At 31.7% G+C, this 894-nt stretch carries 1 pseudogene; it reads right to left on the reverse strand.

Annotation, left to right across the window (positions count from 1 at the left end):
• Nucleotides 1-258 precede the first annotated feature (258 nt).
• Nucleotides 259-894: pseudogene (locus HF850_RS15365) on the reverse strand (group II intron maturase-specific domain-containing protein); the annotation flags it as partial.

Consider the following 894-nt stretch of genomic DNA (forward strand, 5'->3'; position numbering starts at 1 on the left):
GCTAAAATCTTACGCTTTCGATACTTCTTCAATGGTTCACTTTCGTTCATCTTCATATATCTCACATGACTATTTTTTTTTTTTATAGCCTTTTCCTTAATCGCTCACTACCACAACTTTTAATCACAGCAGCATTAAGGTTGTTTGGTAGACTTGCCTGTTCAATTCCTACCGAAGGACCTTCCTTCATCGTTTATACAGCTTTCATGGCACACCACCACCGTACGTACCGTTCGGTATACGGCGGTTCATTAGAATTTAATGCATCATTTGATATGTTTGTGTTAGACTAACAAAACCTAGAGATTCTAAGTATTTGTTATTTAAAGATTTGCTTAAAATCGGGCTGTTAGAGATTCTCCAACAGCCTTTTCTTGTGTTTGCATATTCCCATGCTTTATATTTATTAATTCCTAGTTTAACTAGATTTCTATGTTTAGTGCTGATTTTCTTCCATTGTTTCCATATGCAAGCTCTTAATCTTCTTCTAATCCATTTGTCTAGCTTCATTAATATTCTGCGAGCGTTAGCTATACCGTAATAATTTATCCATCCTCTTATAATTTGATTTAATTTTGTTATTCTATATTTCATACTAACACCTCTATTTCTATTAGTATAAAATTTAACCTTTTCTTTAAATCTCTTAATAGATTTTTCATGAATTCTTATCTCAGCTCCGCTTTTCGAAAAATAGAAAGTCTACTGCACTCTTATCTCTATTGACTTTAAGTTTTAACTTATTTTCAATAAGATTAGTCATAGATTTCATAACTCTAGCTCCTGCTCTTTTACTTTTGACATATACATTATTATCATCTGCATATCTGCAAAATTTGTGTCCTCTTTTCTCAAGTTCTTTATCTAATTCATCTAGCATTATATTTGCTAGTA

It is taken from the genome of Clostridium sp. SM-530-WT-3G (genome assembly GCF_012843905.1).
GTDB lineage: Bacteria > Bacillota > Clostridia > Clostridiales > Clostridiaceae > Clostridium.